This window comes from Methylosinus sp. KRF6 (assembly GCF_018887255.1).
Lineage (GTDB): Bacteria > Pseudomonadota > Alphaproteobacteria > Rhizobiales > Beijerinckiaceae > Methylosinus > Methylosinus sporium.
This window is the reverse complement of the sequence record NZ_JAHLJF010000001.1, coordinates 966,718-992,826: the sequence shown is the minus strand read 5'-3', so window position 1 is coordinate 992,826 and position 26,109 is coordinate 966,718. Positions and strand designations below refer to the sequence as shown.

The window sequence follows — 26,109 nt, the reverse complement described above, 5'->3', positions numbered from 1 at the left end:
CTGCAATCGGCCGGACTCTAATCGATGCTGGGGGGATTTTTCAGGGGCACGTCAGCGGCGGCGAAGCGGGCGATCTCGTCCGGAGAGACGAGGATGGTCGAGGGATGCTTTTCGACGCGCAGGAAGCCTTCCCTGACGAGCGAACTCCCCATGTTCGACGATATGCCGAGCCGCCTTTGCGCTTCCCGGAGCGTGACGAGTTTCGCGCGCGCCTCGGCGGTCGCCGTATCGCTGGCGCATTTGTCGGCCTGCGTCGCGAAGTGCCGCGCGAGCGCTTCGACGGCTTCGTCGCGCCGGAAGACGAAGGTCTGGAATTCCGGGCGCCGACAAACGGGCTCGACGCCGAGATCCGTCAAAAGGTCGGTCATCGTCTTGCCGCCCTTGCGCCCGTCGGGCCGTCCGATCAACGCGCCGAGTTCGTTGGCGAGGACGTAGGCCTTCTTGAAGCGCGCAACACTGTCGCGGGTGAACGGAAGTCCGCGACCGCGCCGCCGGCGCTCGAGGAAGCCGGCGTCGGCCAGTTGGCCGAGCATCCAAGGCATCGCGCGGATCTCCTTGCTCGCCTCGATGGCGGTAAGGACCGGCTCCGCGCTTTCCTGCTCGTTGATCTCGGCGATCAGGAGTCCTGCCCCAATGTGGGCGTCGATGGCTTCCTCGGCCGCAGTCCGCGGATAGAGCGTTACGGAGCAGGTCGGCGGCCCGACGACAGGGGCGACGCCGGCGCGTCTCAGGACGGCGATGGACGCCGCCGCCCGCTTCTTCCCCATGCGCTTCGCCAGTTCGGTCGACGTGGCGTGGGCCCGCATGAAGGCGTCGGCGTCATCGGGCGCGACGATGAATCCGCGCGGGAGCTTGTAGGCGGGAAGCAGTTTCTCCGCGACGAGCCGCGTCACGACGAATGCGTCGAGCCCCATTCGGCGCGCGGCATCGTAACGGTCGAGCCCATTCGCGGGCAGGGGAGAGTTCTTCTTCCGGGCGGCTTCGGCAACGGCGGCGGCGAGCGCCGGCTCCGCGTCGGCCCGCAGGTAGATGACCTGCCGAAACGACGGCCGCGGGAAGGCGGGACGAACGCCGGCGGCGTTCAGGACTGCCATCACGGATCGGCCTTTGGGAAGGTCGAACTCCTTCGAGAGAGCGGTCGTCGTCGCGTAGGTCGCGCGGAATCGCTCGGCCTCTCCGTCGACAATGCGGCGGACGCGTCCGGTCGCTTCGGTCTGGACGGCGTCGTTCGCGATCAACTGGTGCACGGTGTCCGCGTGGAGGCCAATCTCCCGTGCGAATTCATAGGGCGACAGACCGGGGCGGGGCGGCCGGCCTGGCATCGCCGTGGCGTCGGATTTGGAAACCAACGCGCGGTTCAGTCCCTTTGCGCCCGGATCGACGGCGCGGATTGAAAGCGTCCCGTCGAGGACAAGCCGCAGGAGCTCGGAAAGCGGGCGCCGGAAAATCTTGTGGGCGATGGTGATCGGTATGAGGTCTTCGTTCTCTCCCGAGGAGGCGGGTTTACCCGCGACGAGACGTTCGACGAGATCGCAGGCGGCGGCTCCCGGAAGAATCCAGATGTTCAATCTGTTTTCCCGGTCGGTCTTTCCGTCGACGATCGCGGGAATGAGGCCGGCGCGGATGAGCTTTGCGACGCCGAGGGGCGCGATATCGAGTTCCTTGGCGATCTGCTGCCTGCTCTTGTTGCCTTTGAGCTTGGCCGCCAATTCGTCGACCTTGTCGGCGTCGAGCCGGGCCGGTCGGCCTCTCAAGGAATCCCCAGGAATGAGCCCGGTTGCCGAGGCTATCGGTCGAAAGCGTTCGAATGTGACGCCCATGGCGCGTGCGGCGGTGGCCATGTCGATGCCCGGAAGGTCGAACGCGGCGCCGCCGGCGACCGCGTGACCGCTTTTTATGACGACATTGGCGCGCGCGTGGTCGCGTATCACGGAGCGCAAGGCATCGCCGAAGGCGTTGTCCTTGGGCAGCTCGCCCACCCAAATATGGAAGTTCCCGTAGGCTTTCTCGACACCCCACCGACGGTCGTGCTTTTGCTTGCCGTCATCGGCGACGAGCCGGTCGAGGAGCCTTTCGAATTCCACGGGGAAGCCGGCGATGATGCGGTATCCTTCCGCGGCGATTGCGGCGCGTCCAAGTTCTCGACGTAGCTTCATCAGGCCTGCTTTTTCGTCGAGCGATGCTTGCCCGATGCGGTCGAGGGCGGCGATTGCGTCCCCGAGCGAGGGGAGGCTGTCGAGGAGGGCGTCGCCAGGGCGGGGGCGGCCGAGCAGGCGGTCGCGAATGTAGCGGCTGAGGGCGATCTCCCACGGCGGCGCCGGCTCGCGCGGACTTTCGCGGAAGTCGTGGCCTTCCGTGCAGCTCGTCGGGTAGGATCGGCGCCACTTGGGCGGCTTGGCGCATCCGCAGTTTTCGACGATTCTTATGCCGTGGTCTGGACAGGCGGAAACATAGGGGGTGTCCCACCAGACGCGATGATAGGGTTTTTCCTCGAGGCAGGCGGGGCACCAGCGACGATGCAGGACGCTGAACTGATCGCGCAGGAAGCGTTCGTCGAAGATGGCGACATGTTTCGGGTCGACGCGCGGACTGGCGGCGCGCACGGCGTCGGCGCCGCCATCGACGAGATCGGCTTGGCAGAAGCGGGCGACGATGTCGGGATCGACGTCCCACACGGTTTGACCCTTGCAGAGTCCGTATTTCTCGAACACGGTGTACATCAGGCGCGAGCCGTTGTGGTAGGCCGTGCGGACGAGCAATCCGTAGGCCGGCTCGTCGGCGTGGTGCGGAACGCGACCCGGATAGGGCCATCGTGGCGACGTGATCTTGGACTTTGCCATCGTCAGTGGACCTCGTTCTTTTTCGCCGGCTTCTTCCGTGACCAGAGGTTCGACTCCTCCGCGTCTTCATCGGGAAGCAGTCGAGGCTTCACCGATTTCCACGGCGGCTGCTTCCATGGATTTTTCGCGGTGAAATTTCCGCGACGCATGCGCTCGAACGCCTCCCAGAGATCGTATTCTGTGATCACCTCGTGATCCTCGTCGTAGGCGATGGATGTCGCGCGGAAGAGGAACTTCGCCAAGTGGTCGAGAATCCCGCTGCTGGTTTTGTGCAGGCGTTCGGCCATCCGTTCGTCCCTTAACGAGTCGGCTGGCTTCAGGTCGAGCGCCTCGCCGAACTCGCCGACGATCGCGATCCATTCCTTCCTGTCGTCTTCGTTCCCCCAGTCGAACGGCGTGATCATCATGTCGCCGGCGCTGCGGCGTCTCATCTGGTCGTATTGGGCGTGGACGGCGACCAGTTTCTCGGTGCCGGCGAGGACGACCTGGCAGATGTTTTCACTGACGATCTCCTTGATCTAGCGTGTCAATTTCTTCGTGAACCTTTCGGTCCTGTCCTCGACGACGTGGGTGAATTCGTCGAGGATCAGGAGCTTCACCTTTTGCGTGGCGAGCTGGGCGATGACGGCGCGTTTCTTGTCCGCGGGCCTTGCCCATCGATAGATCGCCGGCGCCGAGAGCGGTCAGGATCGCGTCGTGGAAATCGCCCAATTGCGAGTTGGGAGGCGTGACGACGCGCACGACGGGGCGCTCGATTCCCGACGCCGTCTGGAACGGACCGCCGAATTTCTTGGTGAAACGTCTGAGGACCGTGGACTTTCCCGTTCCCGATATGCCGTACAGCAGGCCGGCCGTCGCCTCGTTGCCGGTCCCGTGCTCCTCGAACATGCCGGTCAGCCATGCATAGGCAGCGTCGTATCGACGATCGTGCGCGCTCACGTCTCCGCCGCTGGCGCAAAAGGGGGCAAGAGGGGCAAGCGCTCGGGCGCTCGCGCGGCGGTTTCACGACGAAAATCCACGCGAAAGCCGATGCCTCGGGAACGATCATCGGCTTCGACCTGACCGGCGGCGAGGCTTCCGACACGCGCCACTTCGAAACCCTGCTCGATATCGGACCCGATATGAAGCCTCGCGCCGTCGTGTGCGACAAAGGCTATGCCAGCAAGGCGAACCGCGAGGCGGCGAGGAAGCGGGGCATCGCTCCCGTGATCCCGCACAAGGCCAACGAAAAGGAGCGCCCAAGTTCTTCGCCAAGGCCCTCTACAAAGCTCGCGCTCGCATCGAACAAGGCTTCGGCCGGCTCAAGCGATTCAAAAGGGTCGCCCTACGATGCGAAAAGACGGAACGAAACTTCAGATCGATCGTCAGTTTCGCCGCTGGCCTTTGCGTGATACAATTCGTCCACACGACCTAGCTACATGCGAACGATGGATGTACTGACGCGCGTAATGTCCCAACCACGAGAGTACGTCGTAGGCGTATTCGTCGCGGAGGGCCGTACGCCAGCCGAAACCCCATCCCGGAACGACTGTGCTCACCGCCAGCCCCTTCTGGCAGGGGGCCACGCGCCAACCTTGGCCTGAAGCCTGGAAGTGGGGAGCCGAGTGATCGCCAAGCAGGATCGTCATGCATTCCGACCAAGAGTTGCGATTGGCTATCTCGTCGACGAAGCGGTCCACGCCCGACGCGAGTTTGCCGCGCATTTCAGGTGGTTGGCTGCCCTCGTCGAACCACTTGAGGATTAGAGATTTTGCGCGAGCCTTCAGATTTGGCGAACGGAAATTCATGAAGACCTTTGACTTTGAGCGCTTTTAACGGCGCCCTAGGATTTGGTGTCTGAGCCAGTACAAAATCCCGGGTCATAGCGCCACAGCGAAAATATAGTGCTCATCGCTATCGGGCGTGGCCCGCCAGCAAAGAGTAGCGTAGCATAGCGTGCCAAAGGTGGCTGGATCGCAGAATTGGCGTTCCCCGTCTCACATGCGGCCGAGCGCTCACAATTAAATCAGCATTGCAAACGATGCGGCGGCCGGCGCGGTTCTCCGCACCAGCCACCTGCCCGGATAGAGATCGTCAGACGACTCGGGGGCTGAGCAGAGCCCCTAGATCAATATTGCGGTACATCTCGCGCGGCGTACCCGGTCGGCAACGGCGTTGACCACTTCCGCCCCGTCCTGCGACGGATCGACATGGACGCGGAACGGTCGCTTGCCGAACGGCGTATCGACCACTTGAACGATCGCCCGCGCCACCTCGGCCGGATCGGCATCGGCGGGTTCGAGGCTGGCCAGCTCCTTCAGCGCTTTGTCGGAGATGCCGGCATAGGGGCCGCTTTCATATTCAGCAGCGCGCGTGGCGTCTGCCGGGGCGCCGCTATGGGCGAAATGGTTGGTCCCCTTGGTGAAGGCGCCCGGCACCATGATCGTCGTCTCGATACCCCACAGCGCAAGCTCGGTGGAATAGGACACCGCCAACGCGTCCATCGCCGCCTTGGCCGCAAAATAAGGCGCGAGGAACGGCGGCGTGCCGCCACGAGTCGAGGACGAGCCGACCCAGACCAGCAGGCCCTTGCCCTGCTTGCGCAGGATCGGCAGCGCGGCGCGGTTCACCCGCTGCGTGCCGAGCACGTTGACATCGTACTGCTGGGCATATTGTTCGGGCGTGAACGCCTCGGCCGGGCCGAACATCATGTGCCCGGCATTGTGGACGACAACGTCGAGCCGCCCTGCATCTGCAAGCACTCGGGCGACCGCCGCCTCCGAGGAGGCATCGGACTGGACGTCGAGTTCGACGGTGCGAAGATCCACCTTCTGTTCGGCCGCCCAGTCGGCGATGGCGGCAACCTGCGGCGCGTTGCGGCCCTGGGTTTCGCGCATCGAAGCGTAGACGATGTGTCCGGCCTCTGCGAGCGCGCGGGCGGTCATCAGGCCGAAGCCCGAGGACGCGCCGGTGACGAGGATGACAGATTTGGTCATGGCAAAATCCTTTCGATCAGGGGCGCTTGAAGTGGTGATCAGATGATCCCGCCATTGGCGCGCAGCGTCTGGCCGTTGATCCAGGCGCCGTCCGGGCCGGCGAGGAAGGCGACCGCCGCGGCGATGTCCTCGGGCTGGCCAAGGCGCTCCAGCGGGGCGAGCTTGGCAAGGCGGTCGATCACTTCCTGCGGCTTGCCGTCGAGGAACAGCTTGGTGGCGGTCGGCCCCGGCGCGATAGCGTTGACGGTGATATTGCGGCCGCGCAGTTCCTTGGTCAGCACGCTGGTCATCGCCTCGACTGCCGCCTTGGTCGCGGCATAGACGCCGTAGGTGGGCTGGAGCAGGCCGGTCACGCTGGACGAGATGTTGATGATCCGGCCACCGTTGCCCAGGCGGCGCGAGGCTTCGCGCAGGGTGTTGAACACACCTTTCAGGTTGATCGCAATCTGGCGATCGAACAGCGCATCGTCGCTTTCGGCGATCGTGGCCAATTGCATGACGCCGGCGTTGTTCACCACCACGTCGATGCCGCCGAACGCCGCTTCAGCGGTATCGAACAGGCGGGCGACGGCGGCCGGGTCGGCGATGTCGGCCTGCGCGGCGACCGCCCGGCCGCCATTGGCCTCAATCTTCGCCACCAGCGCTTCGGCGGGAGCGACATTGCCGGCATAGTTGACGACGACCGTGAAGCCGTCGCGGGCCAGGCGCTCCGCGATCGCTGCGCCAATGCCGCCAGAGGCGCCGGTGACGATCGCTACCTTGTTGATGGTGTCGGTCATGGACGTTCTCCTTTTCGTCGCCGGTGATCGGCGGCTGACGAGAGATTTACCCAGTTCCTGCGCCCGGATAATCATCCATAAAGCGACATCACTATCCGGACAGTCGAACAATGGGGTGGCTATGGACAGATTCGATGCGATGCGCGCGTTTACCCGGATTGTAGAGCGCAGGAGTTTCACCAAGGCGGCCGAGGATCTGGGATTGCCGCGCAGTTCCGTGACGGATGCGGTCAAAGTGCTGGAAGCTCGGCTTGGCGTTCGGCTGCTCCAACGCACCACGCGCCAAGTCAGCCCTACGCTGGACGGCGAAGCCTATTATCGGCGCTGCGTGGGCCTGATCGCCGATCTCGAAGATGCCGAGGCGGGATTCACCGGAGCCAAGCCGTCCGGTCTGGTGCGGATCGACGTGCATGGCACGCAGGCGCGCCATTTCCTGTTGCCCGGCCTGCCGCGCTTTCTGGAGGCCTACCCGGATATCCGCCTGCACATCGGCGAGGCGCATCAGGCGCTCGACATGATCCGCGAAGGGTTCGACTGCATGTTGCGCGCCGGCGAACTGACCGTGGACAGCGTCCTGATCCGTCGTCGTCTGGCGACGCTGGAGCGCGGCACCTTCGCCAGTCCGGGCTATGTCAGCCGGTTCGGCATACCCAAAACGATCGACTCGCTGGAAGCCGACGGACATCGCATGGTCGGCTTCTATGCGCCCGACGCACCCGAAGTCGCACCGTTCGATTTCCTGGTCGATGGCCTATATCGCCGCTTGGCATTACCCTCGCTCATCACCGTGACCGGCGCCGAAACCAACGTCGCGTCAGCTTGCGTGGGACTCGGCCTGATCCAGGTGCCTCGCTATCGCGTTGCGGGCGAACTGGCGGCCGGCAAGCTGATCGAGGTGCTACAGCACTTCCCGCCATCCGCGCTGCCGGTCCATGTTCTCTATTCCCACACCCGGCAACTGTCTCCTCGCCTGCGGGTCGTGATCGACTGGATGGCAGAACAGTTCAGATCGATGGCCACATCCAGGCAAGAGACCATTGATATGGGAGAGTTATAGCGTACCTCGGGTGGCTATGGCGTAGGAATAGTGCCCATCTTCATCGGTCGCGGCCCGCCACGCGATTCCCGCTCCGATAGGCGCCGCCGCCGATTTCGATCCGACGCGGACCTTCGATGGCGCAGCCGGATCGCCCGATCTTCTCGAAAATTCGTCCCATCGATGGTCCTCGGGCTGTTCCGCGCGCCTCCCGCGCTTATTCGGAAAGACGACCGTCGCCTTCGCGGCGTATCGGTGCGGGGCCGAATTCCATGTTCGCGGCCTCGGGTCTGCTCAGCGCGCCCTTCTCGATCTCTGGATCGCGGCGATCGGCGCCGTCTTCGCATTTCATTGCCGGCTCATCGAGGCCTGCGTTTTGTATGGGCTGCCTCACCATGAATGCTCGCTCGATATGTCCCGCGTCACGGGAGCTCGGGGCTCGACAGCTCCGTTCGGTCTGACCCGAAAAGCGCTCGAGACCGTGACGAAGAACGCCGGTACGAAATAAATCGCCAGAAGCGTCGCGCTGAGCATTCCGCCGACGACCGCCGTGCCGATCGCGATGCGGCTGGCCGAACCGGCGCCGGTCGCGAAGACGAGAGGCAGAGTGCCCGCCACGAAGGCGATGGAGGTCATCAAAATCGGCCGCAGCCGCTCGCCGGCGGCGGCGATCGCGGCCTCCGCCAGCGTTGCTCCGTTGTCGAAGAACGCTTTTGCGAATTCGACGATGAGGATCGCGTTCTTCACCGCGAGGCCGACCGTCGTGAGCAGGCCGACCTGAAAATAGACGTCATTGGCCAGTCCGCTGCTCAATGTCGCCGTGATCGCGCCGATGACGCCGAGGGGAACGACCAGTATGACGGAAAGAGGGATCGCCCAGCTCTCGTAGAGAGCGGCGAGACAGAGCACCACGACCGTCAGGGAGATGGCGTAGAGCGCGGCTGTCTGCGAGCCGGATTTCTGCTCTTCATAGGAGAGGCCGGTCCATTCGTAGCCGACTCCCGGAGGAAGCTTCTCGATGAGGCGTTGCATCGCCGCCATGGCTTCGCCAGTGCTGTGGCCGGGCGCGGGGGCGCCGAGAATTTCAAAGGATGTGAGACCATTGTAGCTTTCCACTTTTTGTGGGCCCAATGTCCATGCGCCGTCGAGGAAGGCGTCGAACGGAACCATTTTTCCCGACGAGTTGCGCACATGCCAACGCGCGAGGTCGCTCGGCGACATTCGCGAAGCCGTGTCGCCCTGGACATAGACCTGCTTCACACGTCCCGCTCGCAGGAATTGATTGACATATTGCGAGCCGAGAGCGCCCTGTATGGTCGCGTTGAGGTCGCTCACCGAGACGCCGAGCGCATTGGCTTTTTCGCGGTCGATCTTCAGCCGGTACTGGGGCGCGTCTTCGAGCCCGTTCGGGCGCACGCCGGCAAGCGTAACATCCTGCGCGGCCATTCCGAGCAGTTGATTGCGCGCAGCGAGAAATTTTTCACGCCCGAGCTGGCCCCGGTCTTCGAGCTGGAGGTCGAAGCCCGTCGCATTGCCGAGCTCCATCACCGCCGGCGGCTGGAAAACGAAGACTCGGCCGTCGCGACTCCCGGCAAAATGTTGCATCGCGCGGCCGGCGACGGCTGCGCCGCTCTGTCGGGGGCTCGGTCTTTCCGACCAATCCTTCAGCTTGATCGCCGCGAAGCCGGCGTTCTGCGCCTGACCGGCGAAATTGAACCCCGAGACGGTCAGCACCGATTCGACATTCTCCTTTTCGGCGGTCAGCAAATAATCGGCCATCTGCTTGTTCAATGCCGCCGTTTGTTCGGCGGTGGCTCCAGGCGGCATCGTCACTTGGCCGAAGAGCAGCGCCTGATCCTCGTCGGGAAAAAAACCGGTCGGGATTCGGTTGAACAGCACGACCGCCGCCATGGTGATCGCCATGAAGATCATAATGAACGCGCGCGGACGCGCGATCAGATTGTGGACGCCGTTCTTGTAGCGCTCGGTGAGTCGAGCGAATGCGCGATTGAACCATGCGAAGAAGCCGGCCCTCGGACCGCTTTCCCGCGCCGGCTCTTTCAACAGCGTCGCGCAGAGCGCCGGAGTGAGAATCAACGCGACCAGTACGGAGAGCGCCATCGCCGACACGATCGTGACCGAGAACTGACGATAGATCACGCCGGTCGAGCCGCCGAAAAAGGCCATAGGCAGAAACACCGCCGAGAGCACCATAGCGATGCCGACGAGCGCTCCCGATATCTCGTCCATCGACGCGCGCGTGGCGTCTCGCGGCGACAATCCCTTTTCGCTCATGAGCCGTTCGACGTTTTCGACGACGACGATGGCGTCGTCGACGAGGAGGCCGACGGCGAGCACCATTGCGAGCATCGTCAGCGTATTGATCGAATAGCCGAGAGCGGCGAGCACGCCGAATGTGCCGAGCAGCACGATCGGCACAGCGATCGTCGGAATGAGCGTCGAGCGAAAGTTTTGCAGGAACACGAACATGACCACGAAGACCAGCGCGACGGCCTCGAAAAGCGTCTTCACCACCTCCTCGATGGAAAGCGTGATGAAGGGCTCGGTGTCGAGCGGATAGGCGAGCTTCAGGCCGGGAGGGAAAAATTTTTCGAGGCGGTCCAGCTCGGCGCGCACGGCTGCTTCCGTGGAAAGCTGGTTGGCTCCCGGGGCGAGCTTGAGCGCGAGAGCGCCGAAGGGCTTGCCATTATAGAGCGATGCCGTCGAATAGGACTGCGCGCCGATCTCGACGCGCGCGACGTCCATCAATCTCACCTGTGAGCCGCTCGGATTCACTTTGAGCAAGATGTTCTCGAATTGCTCGGGCGTTTCGAGCCGGGCCGGCCCGATGATGGCGGCGTCGAGCCGATTGCCCCTGCTGGCCGGCAGTCCGCCGAGCTCTCCTGACGAGACTTGCACATTCTGCGCGGTGAGCGCGCTCGTGACATCGCCGACGGTCAGCGAATATTTGTTGAGCTTGTCCGGATCGAGCCAGATGCGCATGGCGTATTCGGACCCGAACGAGGTGAAGTCGCCGACGCCGGTGATGCGCGTCAACGGATCCTTGAGGTTGGAAGAGACATAGTCGTCGATGTCGACGGCCGACATCGCGCCGTCGTCGGAATAGACGCCGACGATCAACATGAAGCTTTTGACGGATTTGTTGACCTTGATCCCCTGCTGGGTGACTTCGGTCGGCAGATTCGGCTGGGCGAGAGACAGCTTGTTCTGAACTTGCACCTGCGCGATGTTCGGATCCGTGCCTTGCGCGAATGTCAGGTCGATTTCCATCGATCCATTCGATTGGGCGGTCGAAAGTAGATATTCCAAGCCATCGAGGCCCGACATTTGTTGGAGAATGGGTCTCACCACCGTATCCATGACCGTCTGAGCGGAGGCGCCCGGATAGGTGACCGTGATCGAGATTTGCGGCGGAGCGATGCTGGGATATTGCGCGATCGGCAACCGAAAGATCGAGATGCCGCCGAGCAGCATCACGATCAGGCCGAGCACCCATGCGAAGACCGGACGGTCGATGAAGAAACGTGACATCGATGGAATCCTTGCGGCGAAACGTCAGGACCGTTTGTCGGCGCGGATTGCCGCGTCTTCGACCGCAATGGGTTGAACGACATCGCCGGGACGTATGTTCTGCAATCCGTCGACGATCACGCGCTCGCCCGCGCGAAGGCCGCCGATGACGATCCATTGATCGCCGATCGCTTGACCTGTTTGTATGATGCGCAGGCTCGCCTTGTTGTCGTCTCCGATCAGTAGGACGGTCGCGTCTCCATGCGTATTGCGGGAGACGGCTTGCTGCGGTATCAGAACGCCGTTTCTATCCACCCCTTCCTGAAGGGAGGCATGCACATACATGCCCGGCAACAGGAGGTGTTTGGGGTTGGGGAAGATCGCCCGCATGAGAACCGTGCCCGTCCCCTCGTCGACGGTGACTTCCGAAAACTGCAGCTTTCCCGCGACATCATATGTGCTGTTGTCTTCGAGCTTCAAAGTGACCTTCGCCGCGCCACGGCCGACGCTTTCGAGCCCGCCGCTCGCCAGCGCCTTCCGCAGACGCAATAGCGTTGTCGCCGATTGCGTCACGTCGACATAGATCGGGTCGAGCTGCGTGACCGTCGCGAGAACATTGCTCTGATTGGCGATCACGAGCGCGCCCGGCGTGACTGTGGATCGGCCGATGCGGCCGGAGATGGGCGCCAGAACTTTCGTATAGGAAAGATTGATCTTCGCCTGGGAGATGCTCGCTTGGGCGATTGCGATATCGGCCTCCGCTTGTTGCGCTGTCGCCACGGCGTCCTCGACGTCTTGCTTGCTCACGGCTTTCATGGCGGACAGCGACTTGTAACGAGTGGCTTTCGCGTTTGCCGCTTGATAGGTCGCCCGATTGCGCGCCAATGTGGCGACCGCGCTGTCATAGGATGCTTGGTAGAGAGCGGGATCGATCTGATAGAGTTGCTGGCCCTCTTTGACTTCGCTGCCCTCTTCGAACAGCCGTTTCAGGACCACCCCATTGACTTGGGGCCGCACCTCTGCGGTCAGGACGGCGGTCGTGCGGCCGGGCAATTCCGTCACGCGCGTGATCGGTTGGAGATGGACGACGACATAGCCCGCCTGCGCAGGCGGACGCGCCGGCTCTGCGGCCAGCGCTCGTTCGCAGCTCGCGACGACCGCCATAGAAAGCAGCGCGAAGTAAGCGCCGAACAGGCCTGCTGCGGCCGAGCGCGAAATCCGTGCTTCAGGAGTCGTGACGATCGAGGGCGACGAAGGGACTCGGTGACGCGTCGGGATCATGTGCGGCTTCGCTCGAGAGAGTGGGGAAAAACATGGCGTTTTTCGTCGTAGGGCTTCGGAGCAGCCGAGGCCCTCATTCCTTGCCTTTCTGGGCCTCCGCGGGAGACCCGCGGTAGGGTGGCGCCGAAACCGCTCGACCGAACATCTCCGCGAATTGTTCCAGAAGCCGCCTCGTCATTTCGGGTGAAGTCTCGAGAACCTCGCGGTGGACGAAACCCAGCTCGAAGCCCAGGCTGAGCAGCATTTCGGCGGCGGAGCCGACATCGAGATCGGGTTCGGCGATTCCAGCGTCGAGGTAGCGAGCGAGCCGCGACTCGAGGCCGCTCCTGATATCTTCACGGATCCAGATGCGGTTGAAATGCGCCTTGAAGGCGCGATCGAGCAGGGCTCTCGAGATCACGATGCGAATTCGGTCCGAACGTTCCGAGATTTTCTCGACCGAATGCACGAGCATCTCGCGCGCTTCTTGCGCCATGGTCGGACAAAGCGGGCGCCCCAGGAAGAGCGCCGCGTCGGAGCGGTCGTGCTCCTTGTCGAGCACCGCGAGCAGCAGGCCTTCCTTGCCGCTGAAATATCGCTGGATCAGGGCCTCCGAGCATCCTGCGGCGTCGGCGATGGCGCGCGTCGTCGCTCCCTCGTAGCCGCATTCGGCGAACGCCGTCGCTGCGGCCGCGATCAGAGCGTCGCGAGTGGCTTGGCGGTCGCGGGCTCGCGGCTTGCGGACCATATCGTCGGAGTGCATGTCGCCTCGTATGTAAGTATGTGCACACATACCTACGGCGCATGAGCTACCGGGTCAAGAGCCTCGGCTCAAGAAAATGCGGGCAAGCTCGCGCTATCGGCAGATCGGAAAGACCAAGGTTGTTCGACGCTGGTCGGCTCGGATCTCGACCGCAGCCTCTCTCGGAGTCCGCGATCATTCGACGACCACCGCGTAGCGATGGACTATTCCCTCGTCGAACAGGGTCGGAAATCGGAGCTCAGAGAGCCTCCTGGCGGGCGTCCCGCTCGATCTCGCGAGATCTCGCCGCGAGCCGGAAGAATGCCGGCCTTTCGAAGAGAAAGCGAAATCGCCCGCGCTTCGTCATTTTTTGCAGGAGCAGGGGGCCGCCTACCGCGGTCAGCGTGACGATGAGCGAGGCCATGTCCACATTCGCGACGAGATCATGATCGAGGATGAGCTTACGCGCGGCCGCCATCGGCAGAAAAAATCCGAGATAGATCGCCAATGAATTGGCGCCGCAATAGCGTAGCCATCCCATTGCCGGAAGATCGCAGGCGAGCGCGGCGCCGGCGATGACGGCCGCCGCGCCCGCCAAGCCGGCCGTGAGGCTCACCAGCGGCAGCGATGCGAGCGTGGAATAGCCGGCGATCGGGGCCGGCGAGAAGGCCAATGCGGCTTCGGCCGCAGCCCAGCCGAGCAGCCATGTCAGCGCCGCGCGCGGAGCCCGCCTCGCCGATTCGGCCAGGGCGAAGACCTGCGGCGCCAACATATGACCGGCCAGGAAAAAGAAGAAGCGAGCGGCGAATTCGTCCGGCGCGGTCCAGCCGCTCTCGATGCGGGCGGTCTCCAGCAGCGCGGCCGCCAGCAGCAGGATCGGCGGCGGAACGCCGCGTAGCAGCTTGGCGACGACGAAAAAGATCGGCAGCAGATAAATGAACCACAATGTGCCGAACGGCTCGATCGTGGCGAGCGCCAATTGCCGAAACGCGTTCAGCGGATCGGCTCCCGACCACAGTCCGCTCTTGAACAGCCATTGGACGAAGAGCCACAGAAAATAAAAATAAGCGAAATGGACGAGCTTCGTATCGAGATAGGCGCGCCAGTCGCGATCGATTCCGCGGGACAGGAAAAGCCCGGCGATGAAAAAAAAGCCGGGGATGCGAAACGGCTTGGCGAAAGCCACGATCCAATGCAGCAGCCCCTCGTCCCCCATCGCCTCTCCGACGCCGAGCGCGGAATGCATCATGACGACGAGGATGACGCTCATTCCTTTTGCATTGTCGACCCAGGCGATCCGAGATTCTCGCATCGACGCCCATTTCTATGCGGCTGGCGGGCGGCGCAGGAGGCGCGCGCTTCGTCGAGCAAATTCGCAAGCTAGCGGCGGAAGGTTACGAAACGATGGGCGAGAGGCGCGCGTCAGGGGAGGTCGACGAATTCTCGGTTGGATGCATCGACCCTTCGGTCGAAGAGCGCGCGAGCCGGTGAGGCGGGGGCGGCGCGGCTTCGCCCAGGAAAAGCCTCGAGGGCAGGGCAGCTTCGATCGACCGCGCCGATCGACCCTCGCGCCGGCCTCGGCTTGCGCCGAGCCGTCGGAGCGTCTAGCCAAGCGGTGCGGAACAGGTCGCGTCGGCAGGGCGCATCGGGGGGAGGGCGACGACAGGCGATGGCGATCGATTCTGCGCGACATGTGCCGGCCTCGTTCCGCCTCTCCGATTTCGATTCGCGCGCGAGGGTCGGATGATCGGCGTCACCATCACGCGCTATCTCGCCGCGCGATTCACCAAGACGATCATGGCGATCTTCGTCGCCATGTTCTGTCTCATGTTCGTCGTCTATTTCGTGGAGCTGCTGCGGCGCGCCGGCGACATTCCGCAGGCGGGCGCCGGCACTGTGGCGCTGATGACCCTGCTGCGCGTCCCGGCGACGGCGGAATTGATTCTCCCCTTCGCCGTGCTGTTCGGCTCCATGGCGACCTTCGTCGACCTCACCCGCAAGCTCGAGCTCGTCGTCGCGCGCGCCTCGGGCATGTCGGTCTGGCAGTTCCTGCTGCCGCCGGCGCTCGTCGCGGCGACGATCGGGATCGTTTCGGTCACACTTTATAATCCGGTCTCGGCGATGATGAAGATGCGCTCCGACCAGATGGAGCTCGATCTGTTCGGCGTGGAAGGCAGCGTGCGCATCGATCACGGCAAATGGTTCCGCCTCAATGGCGTCGACGGTCAGGCGATCATGCATGCGGTCGATGTGCGGGCCGGCGGCCTCGCGCTCGATGGCGTCAGCGTCAATGTCTATCAGAAGGACGGGGTCTTCCTCGAGCGCGTCGAGGCGGCGCGGGCGCGGCTGCTCGCCGGCGTTTTCGTGCTCGAAGACGCCCGCGTCAGCGCCCCGGGCGAAGCATCGCGGGCCGTCGGCTCCTATCTTCTGGCCACCGATCTGACGCCCGAGCAGCTCGCCTCGGCGGCGACGCCGCCGCAGGGCGCTCCCTTCTGGGATCTGCCGCGGCTCGGCGACAGCAGCCGCGACGCAGGCCTCGACCCGACCGGGTACACGCTGCAATTTCAAACGCTTCTTGCGCGGCCCCTGCTGCTGGTCGCCATGGTTCTCGTCGCCGCTTCCTTTTCATTAAGATTCTTTCGATTTGGCGGAATCGCACGGACCATTTCGGGTGGCGTCGTCTCGGGCTTCGTGCTTTATATCGGCTCGAAAATCTTTTCCGATCTGGGCGGCGCGGGCGTCATCAGCCCGCTGGTCGCTGCTTGGTCGCCTGCTCTCGTCGGAAGCATGTTGGGTGCGCTCGTTCTACTGCATTCGGAGGACGGCTGATGGAGTCCCGTCGTCGCTCTCGCGAATCTAGGCCGGGGCCGGAGCGAATCCGCTCCGGGCCGGCGTTGTCGCGCCTTCTTTCCCGGCTCTCTCCGGCCCTCGCTGTTCTTCTCGTCGCGGCCCCGGTCGTGGGTCGCGCGCAGCCGCTGGCCGCGCCGCCGCCCGAGAGCGCGCAGCGCATGGTGGTGGAGGCCAAGGAGCTCGCCTATGACGAGCGCCGTAACGTCGTCACAGCGCGCGGCTCCGTGCAGATTTTCTACAAGGGCCGGGTGCTGGAGGCGGACCGCGTCGTCTATGACCGCAACACGCAGCGCGTCTTCGCCGAGGGCCACGCCAAGCTCACCGAGAAGGACGGATCGATCGCCTATGCCGATCGCTTCGACTTCACCGACGACTTCAAGAACGGCTTTATCGACAGCCTGCAGGTCGAGAGCGCCGAGAGCACGCATTTCACCTCGCCGCGCGCCGAGCGCGTGGGCGAGGTCACGACCTTCGAGCAAGGCGCCTATACCGCCTGCGACGCCTGCCAGAACGATCCGAGCAAGCCCCGGCTGTGGACCGTCCACGCCAAGCGCATCATCCACGACAATGACGAGAAGGTGATCTATTACGAGGACGCCTCGCTGGAACTGTTCGGGACGCCAATCGCCTATGTCCCCTATTTCTGGTCGGCCGATCCGTCGGTGAAGCGCAAGTCCGGCTTTCTCAACCCGCAGCTGACCTATCGCCAGCAGCTCGGCTTCGGCGTCGGCGTGCCTTATTATTGGGCGATCGCGCCCGATTACGATCTCACCATCACGCCGACCGGCTTCACGCGGCAGGGCCCCTTCCTCGCGGCCGAGTTCCGTCATCGGCTCGAGAACGGCTCCTATGTCATCCGCGCCGAGGGGACGCATGTCAGCGACCCCAGCGCCTTCACCATCGCGCCCTATGGCGCGCGCAACGAGCGCTGGCGCGGCTCGATCTATTCGAATGGCGAATTCGCCATCAACGATTATTGGCGCTTCGGCTGGGACGCCACCGTGCTCAGCGACCGCTATTTCCTGCAGGATTACAAGCAGTACAACAGTTTCCTGCAGAACTACTTCTTCCGCGAGGCGTCTTCGACCGTCTATCTGACCGGGCAGGGGCCGCGCAGCTATTTCGATCTGCGCGGCTATTACTTCCAGGGCCTGTCGGCCAGCGACGTGCAGGCGCAGCAGCCGGTCGTGCATCCTCTGCTCGACTATAATCGCTCTTTCGCCGTGGACCCGGCCAAGACCTTCGGCATCGGCGGCCAGATCACGCTGGACGCCAATTTCACCAGCACCTCCGCCAGCATCGCCAATTACGAGTCGATCCAGCCGCGCACGCTCGATTCGCTCTATGGCCTCTATAACGTCTGCCAGCTCTACTCGCCCTCCGTCGATCCGTACAAGAGCGGCTGCCTGCTGCGCGGCGTCGGCGGCGACTATCAACATGCGACGGCGATGGCCTCCTGGCAGCGCCGCTTCATCGACCCGATCGGCGGCGCCTGGACGCCCTTCGCCTTCACCCGCGTGACCGGCTCCTATCTCAATTACGACTCGACGAATTCCTACGCCGCCTACAACAGCGTCGGGCAGCCGATTCCCAATTCTGCGCAGTCGCTGTTCGTCAATGGCGCGGACAGCGTGTTTCGGGGACAGGCGACGCCGGGCGGCGGCGTCGAATGGCGCTATCCCATTCTCGCGCGCAGCAATCTCGGCGATCTCGTGGTCGAGCCGATCGCGCAATTGGTGGCGCGGCCGAACCAGTCGTCGATCCCCTCGCTCGTCAACATGGACGCGCAGAGCCTCGTCTTCGACGATTCCAACCTGTTCGAATGGAGCAAATATTCCGGCTACGATCGTTTCGAGACCGGCACGCGCATCAATTACGGCGGGCAGGGCACGCTGACCTTCGCCAATGGCGGCTTCATCAACGCCCTCGTCGGCCAGTCGCGGCAGCTGGCCGGCAAGAACGGCTATTCCACCGCCGACGCCGCCAATGTCGGCCTTTCTTCGGGCCTCGACACGCGTACTTCGGACTGGGTCGGCCGTCTCGCCATCGCGCCTTCGTCGTTCTTCAGCATCGTCGGCAAGGGGCGGTTCGATCCGGACGGATTGCGCGGCCGCCGCATAGACGTCATCGCCTCGTTCAAGCTCGATCCGCTCACCGTCAATCTGCAATACGCCAATTACGCGTCGCAGCCGGTGATCGGCTTCGACCAGCGCCGCCAGGGCATGTCGGTGAATGGCCGCTACGACATCACCAAGAATTATTTTCTCACCGGCTCCGCCACTTTCGACATGAGCCGCTATCTCTACAATTCCTTGACCGTCTCGCCGGCGACGAATATCACGCTGACGGGCAGCACGATCACCGGATCGGCGCCGCTGTTCTCGGTCGCCGCGCTGGGCCTCGGGGGCGGCTACCACGACGAATGCACCACCGTCTCCGTCAATTATTCGTCGGTCTTCCAAGGGAACACCTCGACCGGGCTCTCGCGGAACCAGACCATCATGGTGTCGTTGCAATTGCGCACGCTCGGCGACGCCAAATTCAACTACGGGCTCGGCTCGCTTCAGCTCAACGACGGCGTGCGCACCCAGCCCTGACGCGCGAACGTCGAAGAGGACGTTCCGAACCCTTCGAGGAGATTGCCATGTCGCTGCGGCTCGCCCAAATTTTCGACCTCGGCGCTCTCGTCCGCGCCGCGGCCGTCGCGGCGGTCGGCTTCGCCGCCGTCGCCACGCCGCTGCGCGCCGAGCTCGCGGTCCCGCAAAAGGCCGAGATCGAGAAAATCGTCCATGATTATCTCATCGCCAATCCTGAGGTGATTCGCGACGCCATCGACGAGCTCGAGCGCCGCCAGAAGGTCGCCGAGGCGGATTCGCGGCAAAAGGCGGTCACTCAGGGCGCGGATAAATTGTTCAATTCCGCCAATCAGGCGGTGATCGGCAATCCGGCGGGCGACGTCACTCTGGTCGAGTTCTTCGACTATAACTGCGGCTATTGCAAACGCGCGCTGGACGATATCGCCAAGCTCATCGACGGCGACCCCAAGCTGCGCGTCGTGCTGAAGGATTTCCCCGTGCTCGGCGCCGGCTCGGTCGAGGCGGCCGAGGTCGCCGGCGCGGCGCGCCTGCAGCTGAAGCCGGAGAAATTCTACGAATTCCATCGCAAGCTGCTCAACACGCGCGGCGCGGTCGGCAAGGCGCAGGCAGTCGCTGTCGCCAAGGAGCTCGGCGCCGATCCGGCCAAGCTCGAGAAGGACGCCAAAAGCCCCGAGGCCAAGGCGTCCATCAAGGAGGTCATGGAGCTCGCCGACAGCCTCAATCTGAGCGGCACGCCGTCCTGGGTGCTGGGCAAGGAGGTGATCGTCGGCGCGGTCGGCTATCAGCAGCTCAAAGCCAAGATCGACAACACGCGCAAATGCGGCAAGACGGTCTGCTGACGGGGGCGGGGCTTCCTTCGCGGCGGCAATGAGGCTAGAAGAGGCCCCGCGGGGCGGCGCGCGCCCTTCGTTCAGGACCCGCCCTTCGTTCAGGACCCTCATGCCCGCCGTCCATGTTCTCAACGGTCCAAACCTCAATCTGCTCGGGACGCGCGAGCCCGATGTCTACGGCCGCGCGACGCTCGACGATATAAAGGCTCGGCTGGCCGAGATTTGCGCCGCCCGCGGGCTCGATCTCGTGTTCCGGCAGTCCAATCACGAGGGCGACCTCGTGGACTGGATTCAGGAGGCGGGCAAAATCGGCGCGGCGGTGATCCTCAACGCCGGCGCCTTCACCCATACGTCGATCGCGCTCCATGACGCCATCAAAGGCTCGGGAGCGACGGTCGTCGAAGTGCATCTCTCCAATGTTCATGCGCGGGAGAATTTTCGGCGTCACTCCTTCATCGCGCCAGTGGCTCGCGGCGTCATCGCCGGTTTCGGAGCCGATTCCTACGTTCTGGCGCTGGACGCATTGTTCGATCGAGAAGAAAGAAAGACCTGAGCAATCATGGCGCGCAAAGCCCAAACTCGTCGCCCTTCCACCACTGCCGCAAAACCGAAAGTCGCCGCCGGAGCCGCCGGCGTCGACACCGAGCTGCTGCGTGAGATCGCAAGCCTGCTCGGCGAGAGCGATCTGACCGAGATCGAGGTCCAGAAGGGCGATCTGCGCATCCGCGCCGCGCGCACGCCGGCCGTCGTGGCGCCTGCTCATGCGACCATCGCTCTGCCGGCCGCAGCCTATGCGCCGGCCCCTGTCGCCGCGCCGGCGCCCGCCGCCAGACCTGCCGCGCCGGCCCCCGCCGCGGCGGCCGAGCACGCCGACGCGCTGAAATCGCCCATGGTCGGCACGGCCTATCTGCGGCCGAGCCCGGACGCCAAGCCCTTCGTCGAGGTCGGCGCCCGCGTCACCGCCGGCGACAAGCTGCTGCTCATCGAGGCGATGAAGACCTTCAACGACATTGTCGCCCCCAAGGGCGGCGTGGTGACGGCCATTCTGGTCGAAGACGGACAGCCGGTCGAATATGGCGAACCGCTCCTCGTGATCGAGTAGGGCGCGCGATGTTCGACAAAATCCTCATCGCCAATCGCGGCGAGATCGCGCTTCGCATTCTGCGCGCCGCCAAGGAGCTCGGCATCGCCACAGTGGCCGTGCATTCGACGGCGGACGCCGACGCCATGCATGTGAAGCTCGCCGACGAATCGGTCTGCATCGGCCCGCCGGCCGCGCGCGAATCCTATCTCAACATTCCGGCGCTGCTGTCGGCCTGCGAGATCACCGGAGCCGACGCCGTGCATCCGGGCTATGGCTTTCTCTCGGAGAACGCCCGTTTCGCCGAGATCGTCTCCGAGCACGGCCTCACCTTCATCGGTCCCAAGGCCGAGCATATCCGCCTGATGGGCGACAAGATCGAGGCCAAGGCGACGGCGAAGCGCCTCGGCATTCCCTGCGTGCCCGGCTCCGACGGCCCCATCGCCGACGGGAAGGAGGGCGCGAAGGTCGCCGCGAAGATCGGCTATCCGGTGCTGGTGAAAGCGGCCTCCGGCGGTGGCGGCCGCGGCATGAAGGTCGCCCGCAGCGAGGCCGAGCTGCACTCCGCCATCGCCACCGCGCGCGCCGAGGCCAAGGCCGCCTTCGGCGACGACACCGTCTATCTCGAGAAATATCTCGACAAGCCGCGACATATCGAGATTCAGATTTTCGGCGACGGCAAAGGGCAGGCGATCCATCTCGGCGAGCGCGATTGCTCGCTGCAGCGCCGTCACCAAAAAGTGTGGGAGGAGAGCCCGTCGCCCGCGCTCAATGACGAGCAGCGCGCCGAGATCGGCGAGATCTGCGCCAAGGCGATGCGCGAGATGCATTATGCCGGCGCCGGGACGATCGAGTTCCTCTACGAGAACGGTTCCTTCTATTTCATCGAGATGAACACGCGAATCCAGGTCGAGCATCCGGTGACGGAGGCCGTGACCGGCGTCGATCTCGTCAGCGAGCAGATCAGAGTCGCCGCCGGCTCGCCTCTCTCGCTGCGGCAGGAGGACATCTGGTTTTGGGGCCATGCGATCGAATGCCGCGTGAACGCCGAGCATCCGTCGAGCTTTCGGCCCTCGCCCGGGCGTATCGCCTATTACCATCCGCCGGGCGGCGTCGGCGTGCGCGTCGATTCCTCCGCCTATCAGGGCTACACGATCCCGCCCAATTATGATTCGCTGATCGGCAAGCTCATCGTCCACGGCCGCAACCGCACCGAGGCGCTGATGCGGCTGCGGCGCTCGCTGGACGAGTTCATCATCGACGGCGTGGATACGACGCTACCGCTGTTCCGCACGCTGGTGCGCAACGCCGATGTCCAGAATGGCGTCTACGACATTCACTGGCTCGAGCATTTTCTGGCGACGGGCGGCATAGAGCCGGGCTTTTGAGGCGTCAGCGCGCCGCTCGCCGGCCGGGCAGCGCGCAGACGGCGCCATCGGCCGCCCCTCTGACCATCGCAGAAATTGCCGGTAGACCGAGCTCCAATTGCCATATTCGGCCGGCAGCTCGCGCCAGGCGCCGCCGGTCAGCGCGATCCAGAGCACGCCGTCGATGACGCGGCGATGATCGCGCGGCGGTCGCCCGCGCTTTACGCGGGTCGCGCTTCCGGCGTCTCCCCCCGATCGGAAGAGAATGGGCTCATGGCAGAGTGACGCCGGCGAGCAGGCGGACGAGATCGACCTGGCGCGACACGCCGGTCTTGGCGAAGACCGATCTGAGCTGAGTGCGAATGGTCTCCCCCGAGACGCCGTGCTCCCTGGCGATTTCCGAGGCGGGCCGGCCCGCGGCGATGGCGCGGGCGACGCGCGCCTCTGCGGGGGTGAGATCGAACAGGCCTTGCAGCAGGCTGGCGCTGGGCGCCGCTCCCAAGGTCACTTCGGTGACGACCAGCAGCAATTCGCCGGCGGCGAACACATCCTGCGCCGCGCCGCGAATCGGCGCGAGATGCAGGATCAGCGGCCGGCTGCCCTCGCGGGCGGGAATCGGCAGCGATTGGACGCAGGCCGGCGCGCCGATCACGCGCAAGCGGGCGAGCGCCCGCTCGAACAGCGCGTCGGCGCGTGGATCGGCGATGACTACGCGCTCGCGCCGATCCTGCACCAGCGAGGGCGCGAAGCGCGTGAACAGATCATTGGGGAGCAGCAGCCGATGCGAGCGTGACAATACCGCCGCCGGCAGGCCGAGCGCGCGCATCGTCTCGGCGGCCATGCGCGCGCGCTCGAGCCCGAGCCGCGCGGCGATGAGCGCCGCGCGGGCGAGATGGCCGCCGATGGCGTTCAAAGCGTCGAGCGTCGCGCGATCGAAGGGGCCGTCGACGAAGCGCCTTTCCCAGCTGAAGACCAGCATATCGCCCGAGGGCGGGGCGGCGATCTTGCCGGCGCACCAGCCCATCCCCTGGCCGCGCAAATAGCCATAGGTGGGATCGGCGTCCATTTCCTCCGGCGAGAAAAGCTCGTGATCGCCGACGAAGCCGCCGGCGCCGAAGGCGAGGCCGCGCGCCGGACGCGGATTGCGCGCCGCCCATCCCTTCTCGACGAATTCGACGAACATGGGTGCGATGCGCGGCGACGCCGTCCAGCCCGAAAATTGCGGATTGCTCGCGAAGAGAACGCCGCCGAAAGCGCCGCTGAGCGCGCCGATCGTTTCGAGCAGCTCCGGCCAGAGTTCCGGAACGACGGCGGCCTCGTAGATTCGGTCGGCCAAGGCTTCGAATTTCGACTGATCGACTCTCGACATTGGACGACGTCCGCCGGTCATGAGCGAGGGACGCGAGATGTCCGTCACGCGACCTCGAAAGAGAGACGCTCCGCCGCGCGCTGAAACCTTTCCGTTTCCTACACCGAACCGGCGTCCGCTTCGGCCGGAAACGCGCTACCGCGTCGCTATGCTCGGCGAGGCCGGCCCAGCGTCTCGTCGAAATAGGCGATAGTGCGCAGGAGGCCCTCGCGCAATTGAACTGTGGGCGCCCAGCCGAGCAGGCTCTCCGCCGCGGAAATATCGGGCCGGCGTTGCTTGGGGTCGTCGGCCGGCAACGGCTCGAAGACGAGCTTGGAGGCGGAGCCGGTGAGGTCGATCACCTGCTCGGCGAGCTGGCGAATGGTGAATTCATTCGGATTGCCGATGTTGATCGGACCGACGATATTGTCGGGCGAATCCATCAGCGACGTGAAGCCGCCGATGAGATCGTCGACATAGCAGAAGGAGCGCGTCTGCAGGCCTTCGCCATAAATGGTGATCGGCTCGCCCTTGAGCGCCTGCACGATGAAGTTGGAGACGACGCGTCCGTCGCGGGCGTGCATACGCGGGCCGTAAGTATTGAAGATGCGCACGACTTTGATTTTCAGCCGATGCTGCCGATGATAATCGAAGAACAAAGTCTCGGCGCAGCGCTTGCCTTCGTCGTAACAGGCGCGCGGCCCGAGCGGATTGACATTGCCCCAATAGGATTCCGGCTGCGGATGGACGGAAGGATCGCCATAGACTTCCGAAGTCGACGCCTGGAATACTTTGACCTTGAGCCGTTTGGCGAGGCCGAGCATGTTGATCGCGCCGAGGACGCTGGTCTTGGTCGTCTGCACGGGATCGAATTGATAATGGATCGGCGAAGCGGGACAAGCGAGATTATAGATCTCGTCGACCTCGACGAATAATGGAAAGGTGACGTCGTGGCGCAGCAGCTCGAAGTTGTCGTGATCGAGCAGATGGTGAATATTTTTACGCTGGCCAGTGAAGAAATTATCGACGCAGAGGACCTCGTGTCCGGCCGCGATCAGCCGCTCGCACAGATGGGAACCGAGAAACCCCGCGCCGCCGGTGACCAAAATCCTGCGATTGTCCATGTGACGCCCGGGATGATCTCACAAAAAGCGGCAAGTTCTCGAATTTCGATTCGTTGCGACGTGAGGTGTCCAGATAGCATTTCGCTCTCCCTGGCGCAACGCTGCCGCTTCGGCTCGTAGCGCCGAGACACGGGCCGGCCGGTTTCGAACCTGCCGCCCGCGCTCTTTTCTGGCGAAGCGCGTCGGCGTATAGAGTGCCCGACGTCCAAACGCCGGTTTAGCTCAGCTGGTAGAGCAACTGATTTGTAATCAGTAGGTCGCGGGTTCGAATCCTGCAACCGGCACCAATAAAATCAATGTGTTGTGGCGAAATTTCAGGCGCGTCCCGCTCTAATTTCCGCTTCGGTAAGCATTCGGTAAGCAGAAATGGGAAATTCAGGGTAACCGCCAGATATCGGCAGAACCGAGGCGGCGCGCCTTGGACGGCCAGAGAGATTACGGCTTAGCCTCCTCCTCGTTCTAGCTCCTATTTCGTCACCATCCGCCACGAGCAGCTACAGTAGCGCCGATCGCATCCGGGGAACGGTAGATCGGGCGGCTCGGGCAGAATGCGCCCCACCATTGCCATACCGGCGGCGCACAGGCCAATGCCAGGAGCTGGCCCGATCTTCACGCCAGCAAAGGAACCCCTTCGCAAAAAGCGGAGATCGCCGATCTTCTGGACCGCGTTGCGGGCGTTCGTCAGGGCTCGTGACACAGTATCGTCGAAGTTCCGCACCGGTTCTTGCCGGCCGATCTCCGTCAGAGCCTCCCAAACCTCAGTGCTCAGGTGGCCGTCGCCATACCTTAGGACAGGCCATAGATGGCGGCCTCACCCGCCATCATTCTTGTGACGCATCGTCCAACATTCCTGCCGATCGAGCCCACACCTGCCAATCCACCTCTTCCACTGACTTTCGTTCGAAGTCGATGTCCATAGCGATATTGTCAGTGAAGATGATAAGATTCTCGCAATTCCATCGCGCCGATGGGATAATTAGACCGTCGCATCCGATGAAGGCAACGACGGCACCGATTTCCTGCGTGCGACGATAATTCGGCTCATCATACCGCCCCATCTCGACGCCTAGCGCTTGTATGTCAGAGCGAATCAACTTGAGTGTTCGATCGCACTTGATACCAAGTTTATGCACAAGAGCCGGCTTCGTCGGCCTCGGAGTGAATTGCCTCCAGTGGTAGGCGATTTCCGCGAGAGCACCATCACGCTCGAAACTCGTGTAGAGGACTGCCGGACCGTCAACCGGCGCCCAACGGCCGCCCGATGTCGATGGCGTCGTTGGATCGAGATTTCGGCGTGTCGCGCGAAACACGTCGCCGTCAAAGCTCTCGGTTGTAGCCTTGACCAGTTGGTCGATGAGCCAAGGATCACGTAGCAAGTGACACCGGCCTCAGATATGCACGCTGTCGCGCAACTGGTTGACGACCACGATTACCTCCTGAGAACGTCCTTCCTGAATAAGCTCAGCCGGCGACCGATTCCCCAAAAGCCGCTGTGGCGAATAGAGCCACATACGTGCCTCTTGTGGCTCGTAAATGTCAGACAACTGGTCAATGATAAACTCCAACTGCAACAAGAGCTTTTCTGCGTCAGGGCGTGGGAATGCCTTGCCCTGGTTCCAGCGGGATACGGTTTCTGGGCGTGCATTCAGCAGATTGGCGACATCCACTGAACGCATTGCGCCCTTCTCCTGAATGACGCTTAGCTTCCTGGCGATCGCGTTGCTCATTGTATCCTCTCATAGCGCCTTT

21 protein-coding genes, 1 tRNA gene and 2 pseudogenes are annotated in these 26,109 nt (G+C 63.7%); 9 read left to right on the top strand and 15 right to left on the bottom strand.

Annotated features, from left to right (window positions below):
* Positions 1–17 precede the first annotated feature (17 nt).
* The 4 genes and pseudogenes from KP010_RS04760 to KP010_RS04750 all read right to left on the bottom strand — a co-directional run bounded on the left by KP010_RS04760 (position 18) and on the right by KP010_RS04750 (position 3,728).
* A complete protein-coding gene (locus KP010_RS04760) occupies positions 18–2,084 on the bottom strand; it encodes a hypothetical protein (protein WP_253203544.1) in 2,067 nt (688 codons plus the stop codon).
* 348 nt (positions 2,085–2,432) lie between these two features.
* A pseudogene (locus KP010_RS23210) lies at positions 2,433–2,840 on the bottom strand (TniQ family protein); the annotation flags it as partial.
* 2 nt (positions 2,841–2,842) lie between these two features.
* Complete coding sequence (locus KP010_RS04755; RefSeq protein ID WP_185966642.1) at positions 2,843–3,247, bottom strand: hypothetical protein; 405 nt, start codon at positions 3,245–3,247, stop codon at positions 2,843–2,845.
* Between the two features lie 91 nt (positions 3,248–3,338).
* Positions 3,339–3,728 carry a TniB family NTP-binding protein gene (locus KP010_RS04750; RefSeq protein WP_142864676.1) on the bottom strand — a complete coding sequence of 130 codons (390 nt, stop codon included), beginning with the start codon at positions 3,726–3,728 and terminating at the stop codon, positions 3,339–3,341.
* An 11-nt stretch (positions 3,729–3,739) separates the two neighbouring features.
* On the opposite strand from KP010_RS04750, the gene KP010_RS04745 reads away from it, so the two are divergent.
* Positions 3,740–4,231, top strand: coding sequence for a transposase (locus tag KP010_RS04745; RefSeq protein ID WP_142864677.1), 492 nt, complete (start codon positions 3,740–3,742; stop codon positions 4,229–4,231).
* A 682-nt stretch (positions 4,232–4,913) separates the two neighbouring features.
* Here KP010_RS04745 and KP010_RS04740 read toward each other — a convergent pair.
* Positions 4,914–5,815 (bottom strand): annotated as a pseudogene (locus KP010_RS04740) (SDR family oxidoreductase).
* A gap of 38 nt (positions 5,816–5,853) precedes the next feature.
* The gene (locus tag KP010_RS04735) at positions 5,854–6,594 is read right to left on the bottom strand and encodes an SDR family oxidoreductase (protein WP_142864678.1); all 741 of its coding nucleotides are present in this window, start codon (positions 6,592–6,594) and stop codon (positions 5,854–5,856) included.
* Positions 6,595–6,715: 121 nt separating this feature from the next.
* Between KP010_RS04735 and KP010_RS04730 the strand changes: the two genes are divergently transcribed.
* A complete protein-coding gene (locus tag KP010_RS04730; RefSeq protein ID WP_142864680.1) occupies positions 6,716–7,651 on the top strand; it encodes a LysR family transcriptional regulator in 936 nt (311 codons plus the stop codon).
* Between the two features lie 369 nt (positions 7,652–8,020).
* Here KP010_RS04730 and KP010_RS04725 read toward each other — a convergent pair whose 3' ends face one another.
* From KP010_RS04725 to KP010_RS04710, 4 genes are all read right to left on the bottom strand, one after another.
* Positions 8,021–11,182, bottom strand: coding sequence for an efflux RND transporter permease subunit (locus tag KP010_RS04725; RefSeq protein ID WP_216280498.1), 3,162 nt, complete (start codon positions 11,180–11,182; stop codon positions 8,021–8,023).
* A gap of 24 nt (positions 11,183–11,206) precedes the next feature.
* The gene (locus tag KP010_RS04720; RefSeq protein ID WP_253203541.1) at positions 11,207–12,325 is read right to left on the bottom strand and encodes an efflux RND transporter periplasmic adaptor subunit; all 1,119 of its coding nucleotides are present in this window, start codon (positions 12,323–12,325) and stop codon (positions 11,207–11,209) included.
* Positions 12,326–12,515: 190 nt separating this feature from the next.
* Positions 12,516–13,184 (bottom strand): TetR/AcrR family transcriptional regulator, encoded by a 669-nt coding sequence (locus KP010_RS04715; protein WP_142864724.1) that lies wholly within the window; start codon positions 13,182–13,184, stop codon positions 12,516–12,518.
* Positions 13,185–13,422: 238 nt separating this feature from the next.
* Positions 13,423–14,475, bottom strand: coding sequence for an acyltransferase family protein (locus KP010_RS04710; protein WP_142864725.1), 1,053 nt, complete (start codon positions 14,473–14,475; stop codon positions 13,423–13,425).
* A 431-nt stretch (positions 14,476–14,906) separates the two neighbouring features.
* Here KP010_RS04710 and lptG point away from each other — a divergent pair, with 431 nt between their 5' ends.
* The 6 genes from lptG to accC all read left to right on the top strand — a co-directional run bounded on the left by lptG (position 14,907) and on the right by accC (position 21,909).
* Positions 14,907–15,992, top strand: a complete 1,086-nt coding sequence (gene lptG, locus KP010_RS04705; protein WP_108915888.1) for an LPS export ABC transporter permease LptG — start codon at positions 14,907–14,909, stop codon at positions 15,990–15,992.
* A gap of 128 nt (positions 15,993–16,120) precedes the next feature.
* Complete coding sequence (locus KP010_RS04700) at positions 16,121–18,610, top strand: LPS-assembly protein LptD (protein WP_343219813.1); 2,490 nt, start codon at positions 16,121–16,123, stop codon at positions 18,608–18,610.
* A gap of 47 nt (positions 18,611–18,657) precedes the next feature.
* Positions 18,658–19,449: a DsbA family protein gene (locus tag KP010_RS04695; RefSeq protein WP_142864727.1), complete on the top strand. Its 792-nt coding sequence runs from the start codon at positions 18,658–18,660 to the stop codon at positions 19,447–19,449.
* A gap of 100 nt (positions 19,450–19,549) precedes the next feature.
* Complete coding sequence (gene aroQ / locus KP010_RS04690) at positions 19,550–19,993, top strand: type II 3-dehydroquinate dehydratase (protein WP_142864728.1); 444 nt, start codon at positions 19,550–19,552, stop codon at positions 19,991–19,993.
* Between the two features lie 6 nt (positions 19,994–19,999).
* Positions 20,000–20,542, top strand: a complete 543-nt coding sequence (gene accB, locus KP010_RS04685; protein ID WP_216280497.1) for an acetyl-CoA carboxylase biotin carboxyl carrier protein — start codon at positions 20,000–20,002, stop codon at positions 20,540–20,542.
* A gap of 8 nt (positions 20,543–20,550) precedes the next feature.
* The gene (gene accC, locus KP010_RS04680; protein ID WP_142864729.1) at positions 20,551–21,909 is read left to right on the top strand and encodes an acetyl-CoA carboxylase biotin carboxylase subunit; all 1,359 of its coding nucleotides are present in this window, start codon (positions 20,551–20,553) and stop codon (positions 21,907–21,909) included.
* Here the strand turns inward: accC and KP010_RS23205 are convergent.
* The 3 genes from KP010_RS23205 to KP010_RS04665 form a co-directional block, all read right to left on the bottom strand.
* Positions 21,799–22,155 carry a transposase gene (locus KP010_RS23205; RefSeq protein ID WP_371824224.1) on the bottom strand — a complete coding sequence of 119 codons (357 nt, stop codon included), beginning with the start codon at positions 22,153–22,155 and terminating at the stop codon, positions 21,799–21,801. The genes accC and KP010_RS23205 overlap by 111 nt on opposite strands.
* A gap of 4 nt (positions 22,156–22,159) precedes the next feature.
* The gene (locus KP010_RS04670; RefSeq protein WP_185966647.1) at positions 22,160–23,257 is read right to left on the bottom strand and encodes a helix-turn-helix transcriptional regulator; all 1,098 of its coding nucleotides are present in this window, start codon (positions 23,255–23,257) and stop codon (positions 22,160–22,162) included.
* 146 nt (positions 23,258–23,403) lie between these two features.
* Positions 23,404–24,360: a UDP-glucuronic acid decarboxylase family protein gene (locus tag KP010_RS04665; protein ID WP_142864731.1), complete on the bottom strand. Its 957-nt coding sequence runs from the start codon at positions 24,358–24,360 to the stop codon at positions 23,404–23,406.
* A gap of 211 nt (positions 24,361–24,571) precedes the next feature.
* On the opposite strand from KP010_RS04665, the gene KP010_RS04660 reads away from it, so the two are divergent.
* Positions 24,572–24,647, top strand: a tRNA-Thr gene (locus KP010_RS04660).
* Positions 24,648–25,181: 534 nt separating this feature from the next.
* Here KP010_RS04660 and KP010_RS04655 read toward each other — a convergent pair.
* Together KP010_RS04655 and KP010_RS04650 are read right to left on the bottom strand one after the other, a co-directional pair.
* Positions 25,182–25,736 (bottom strand): RES family NAD+ phosphorylase, encoded by a 555-nt coding sequence (locus KP010_RS04655; RefSeq protein WP_216280496.1) that lies wholly within the window; start codon positions 25,734–25,736, stop codon positions 25,182–25,184.
* 12 nt (positions 25,737–25,748) lie between these two features.
* A complete protein-coding gene (locus KP010_RS04650) occupies positions 25,749–26,087 on the bottom strand; it encodes an antitoxin Xre/MbcA/ParS toxin-binding domain-containing protein (RefSeq protein WP_216280495.1) in 339 nt (112 codons plus the stop codon).
* Positions 26,088–26,109 lie beyond the last annotated feature (22 nt).

Bases quoted from the DNA above. Each gene is read 5' to 3' on its own strand.
- KP010_RS04755 (WP_185966642.1), bottom strand. From the start codon at position 3,247: ATGATGATCACGCCGTTCGACTGGGGGAACGAAGACGACAGGAAGGAA.
- KP010_RS04750 (WP_142864676.1), bottom strand. From the start codon at position 3,728: ATGTTCGAGGAGCACGGGACCGGCAACGAGGCGACGGCCGGCCTGCTG.
- KP010_RS04745 (WP_142864677.1), top strand. From the start codon at position 3,740: ATGCATAGGCAGCGTCGTATCGACGATCGTGCGCGCTCACGTCTCCGC.
- KP010_RS04735 (WP_142864678.1), bottom strand. From the start codon at position 6,594: ATGACCGACACCATCAACAAGGTAGCGATCGTCACCGGCGCCTCTGGC.
- KP010_RS04730 (WP_142864680.1), top strand. From the start codon at position 6,716: ATGGACAGATTCGATGCGATGCGCGCGTTTACCCGGATTGTAGAGCGC.
- KP010_RS04725 (WP_216280498.1), bottom strand. From the start codon at position 11,182: ATGTCACGTTTCTTCATCGACCGTCCGGTCTTCGCATGGGTGCTCGGC.
- KP010_RS04720 (WP_253203541.1), bottom strand. From the start codon at position 12,325: ATGGCGGTCGTCGCGAGCTGCGAACGAGCGCTGGCCGCAGAGCCGGCG.
- KP010_RS04715 (WP_142864724.1), bottom strand. From the start codon at position 13,184: ATGCACTCCGACGATATGGTCCGCAAGCCGCGAGCCCGCGACCGCCAA.
- KP010_RS04710 (WP_142864725.1), bottom strand. From the start codon at position 14,475: ATGCGAGAATCTCGGATCGCCTGGGTCGACAATGCAAAAGGAATGAGC.
- lptG (WP_108915888.1), top strand. From the start codon at position 14,907: ATGATCGGCGTCACCATCACGCGCTATCTCGCCGCGCGATTCACCAAG.
- KP010_RS04695 (WP_142864727.1), top strand. From the start codon at position 18,658: ATGTCGCTGCGGCTCGCCCAAATTTTCGACCTCGGCGCTCTCGTCCGC.
- aroQ (WP_142864728.1), top strand. From the start codon at position 19,550: ATGCCCGCCGTCCATGTTCTCAACGGTCCAAACCTCAATCTGCTCGGG.
- accB (WP_216280497.1), top strand. From the start codon at position 20,000: ATGGCGCGCAAAGCCCAAACTCGTCGCCCTTCCACCACTGCCGCAAAA.
- accC (WP_142864729.1), top strand. From the start codon at position 20,551: ATGTTCGACAAAATCCTCATCGCCAATCGCGGCGAGATCGCGCTTCGC.
- KP010_RS04670 (WP_185966647.1), bottom strand. From the start codon at position 23,257: ATGTCGAGAGTCGATCAGTCGAAATTCGAAGCCTTGGCCGACCGAATC.
- KP010_RS04665 (WP_142864731.1), bottom strand. From the start codon at position 24,360: ATGGACAATCGCAGGATTTTGGTCACCGGCGGCGCGGGGTTTCTCGGT.
- KP010_RS04650 (WP_216280495.1), bottom strand. From the start codon at position 26,087: ATGAGCAACGCGATCGCCAGGAAGCTAAGCGTCATTCAGGAGAAGGGC.